Here is a 3272-nt window from a genome sequence, read left to right on the forward strand (position 1 = left end):
CACACCTGCGGCGACCGGTCTTCTGGATGCTGCCGTGAACTCGCTTCTGCTCGCAGGGGTGTCCGGGCTGATCGCGGCGGCCATCGGGCTGGCACTTGCCTATGCCATCCGCACGCGAAAGCTGGTGGGCCGCGGGTCCGCGCGTATCGCCTCTCTGGGTTATGGCGTTCCGGGCGCGGTTGCGGCGCTTGGTGTGCTGATCATTTTTGGCGCAGCCCAGTCCGCCCTGGATGATGGCTGGCAAAGCGTGACCGGGTCGGTCTTCCCCTTCGCGCTGACGGGCAGCGTGATCGCGCTCGTCTTTGCCTATCAGGCCCGTTTCATCGCCGCCGCCATCGGCCCGTCGGAAAGCGCGCTCTCGCGCGTAACGCCCACACTCGATTCAGCCGCCATGACGCTGGGTGCGCGCCCGCTGCAGCTATTCCGGCGCGTCCACTGGCCGCTGGTCTCCTCCGGTGTGGCGCTGGCGGGGCTTCTTGTGTTCGTTGAGGTTCTGAAAGAACTTCCCGCGACCATGATCCTGAGGCCCTTCAACATGAACACGCTCGCGGTGACCGCGCACAATTATGCCGCTGACGAGCGCCTCGGACAGGCGGCGCTGCCGGCGGTGTTGCTGGTCGCGGCTGCGCTGCCCGCCATGGTCTGGATTGCCCGGCGTATCACGGCGTCCGAACGCACGCGCGATAGCGTGCCGGTTTCAGACGCCATTCCGGGGCTGGCCGAATGACGCAAGGACAAGCCGCCGCCAGCCCGCGCATCGAGATCAGCGGGGCGCAAATCCGCCTTGGCGGTGACCTCATGGCCGTGCGTGATGCCAGCCTTGCCCTGCATGGCGGCAAGGTGACGGCGTTGCTGGGGCCATCGGGCGCGGGCAAGTCGACGCTCCTGCGCGCGATTGCGGGGCTGGAGCGCCTGGACGCAGGCGAGATCCGTTCCGGCGACGAGACGTGGAGCGGGCCGGGCCTGCATCTGGCACCGGAGAAGCGCCGCTGCGGCGTCGTGTTTCAGGATTTTGCGCTCTTTCCCCATCTGACCGCGGCGCAGAACGTGGCCTTTGGCTTGCGTGATCTCAGTGCCAGCGCCCGCCGCGAGCGGGTGAAGACCTGCCTTGATGCCGTGGAACTCGGCCATCGCGCGCGGGCCTATCCGCATGAGCTGTCGGGCGGGGAGCAGCAGCGCGTCGCGCTGGCGCGCGCGCTCGCGCCGGAGCCTGCCGTGATGCTGCTGGACGAGCCGTTCAGCGGGCTCGACCGGCGCTTGCGGGCCGATCTTTCCGCAATGACGCTGGATGTCCTGCGGCGTTCCGGAACGGCCTCGCTGATCATCACCCATGACGCCGATGATGCGCTGGCGAGCGCGGACGATATCGCGCTGATGGAGCGCGGCGTGATCATCCAGTCGGGCGCGCCGGATGCGCTCTACCTGTCACCGGCCAGTGAAAATGCGGCCCGCATGCTGGGTGAGGTGATTGCCTTTGCCGGTCAGGTGAAGGCTGGGCAGGTTGATACACCGCTCGGCGCGATTGCCGCAGGGCAGGGCGAGGGCGCGTCGGTTACCGTGCTGATCCGCCCCGAAGGCATAGTCGTCGCAGAGGCGGATCGTCCAGGTGTCGCCGCGAAGGTGATCAGCCGGCGCGCTGCCGGCCCGGTCGTGGTGCTGGCGCTGGAACTGGCAGGCGGCGAGCGCGTCAGCGCCCGCGCCCCTGTCAGTCATCCGGCGAAAGCCGGCGATGCGGGATCGCTCAGCCTCGACCCCGCCTTTGTGAGCGTGGTCTAGCGTATTTATCTGAGGCTGCGCGCAACAGTGCGGGGCGAGCTTCCGCGCTTGCAGACGGCAAAAGCGGCCTGAAACATCATCGATCTCGCCTTGTTGCGTTTCGCCGGCGAAAGCCGGTGCCTAGTACTTGTGGACCCCGGCGTGCGCCGGGGAAACGCGAGTGGGTGGCGGACAAGTGACCAAGACGCAGACCTCAGCTTCCTAGGGCTGCAAGGCCACGCCATCGCGGCGCGGATCAGCGCCGCCTTCCAGCGTTCCGTCCCGGCCCCGGCGGATGATGTGGATGCCGGAGTTTTCGCCCTGCTCGCCCCGGATCTGGTGACCGAGCGTGCGCAGGCCCTCCAGCAATTCCGGGTCGAACCCGCTTTCGATACTGACCACATCACCGCGGGCGACCACGTTGGGCAGAGCAGCGGCTTCCTGCGGGGTCAGGCCCCAGTCCAGCATCGCGACAAGCGTCTTGGCCGTATAGGCGACGATGGAATTGCCGCCGGGCGATCCTGTGGCAATGACGAACTCGCCATCAGCATCGAGAACAATGGTCGGCGACATGGACGAGCGCGGACGCTTGCCGCCCGCCGGTGCGTTGGGATGCGTGCGCCCGTCTGCATCGCTTGGCACGAAGGCAAAATCGGTGAGCTGGTTGTTCAGGAGGAAGCCACCTTCAGTCATCCGGTTATTGCCAAAGACGGACTCCACCGTGGTGGTCATGGAGACCACATTGCCGAACGTGTCGCGGATGGAATAGTGCGTGGTGCCCGGCACGTCAGGCGTGGTGTCGGCGATGACTTCCGGCGCGCCCGGCGGTGTGCCGTGGCTGATTTCCGGGATCGCGGCATCGATCTCGATCAGGCGGCGCCGCTCGGTCAGGTATGCATGGTCGAGCAGGCCCGCGACCGGCACATCGGCAAAGGCCGGATCGCCGACATAGTGATCGCGGTCGGCATAGGCGAGGCGGCTTGCCTCGATGAAGAGGTGCCAGCCTTCGACCGTATCAGGGCCGAACTCGCTCATCTCGAAGCCTTCCAGCAAGGTGAGGATCGCGCCGACAGCCACCGCGCCGGAAGAGGGCGGCGGGGCCGAGCAGACACGGTAGACCCGGTAAGGCACGCACACCGCCTCGCGGCGCACAGGCTCGTATCCGGCGAGGTCTTCTAGGGTGAGCAGGCCGCCGCGCGGCGCATCATTGGCAACGGCCACAATGTTCTCAGCAATCTCGCCGGTGTAGAAATTGCGCCAGTCAGCGGCAACCGAACGCAAGGTCTGCGCATAGGCAGGATTGGTGCGGATGAAGCCTTCAGGGTGGGCATTGCCCTCTTCGTCGTAGAAGTAGGAGCGGGCCGGTTCGCGGCGCGAAAGCTGGGATATCTGTGCAACGCGCGCCGCCATGGACGAGGTGCGTCCCGAAATCGGGAAGCCTTCCTCCGACAGGGTGATCCCGGCCTCGAAGCCCTCGGCCCAGTCCCGCCGCCCGTGTTCCTCGTGCGCCATGGCCA

Annotated in this window: 3 protein-coding genes; 2 read left to right on the forward strand and 1 reads right to left on the reverse strand. The window is 66.9% G+C overall.

The genetic code is table 11. The annotated features are described in order from the left end of the window. Together ACTS2Z_RS10625 and ACTS2Z_RS10630 are read left to right on the forward strand one after the other, a co-directional pair. Positions 1–727 (forward strand): ABC transporter permease (locus ACTS2Z_RS10625; RefSeq protein WP_442573182.1); only part of this gene is annotated, 727 nt, incomplete at its 5' end. Next, positions 724–1776, forward strand: a complete 1053-nt coding sequence (locus ACTS2Z_RS10630) for an ABC transporter ATP-binding protein (protein WP_442573183.1) — start codon at positions 724–726, stop codon at positions 1774–1776. The genes ACTS2Z_RS10625 and ACTS2Z_RS10630, both read left to right, overlap by 4 nt. A 201-nt stretch (positions 1777–1977) precedes the next feature. On the opposite strand, the gene ACTS2Z_RS10635 is transcribed toward ACTS2Z_RS10630, so the two are convergent. Beyond that, positions 1978–3272, reverse strand: a 1295-nt coding sequence (locus ACTS2Z_RS10635) for a gamma-glutamyltransferase family protein (RefSeq protein ID WP_442573184.1), incomplete at its 5' end; no start/stop codon positions are given.

The sequence above is a fragment of the Glycocaulis sp. genome (assembly GCF_052168375.1).
Taxonomy (GTDB): domain Bacteria; phylum Pseudomonadota; class Alphaproteobacteria; order Caulobacterales; family Maricaulaceae; genus Glycocaulis.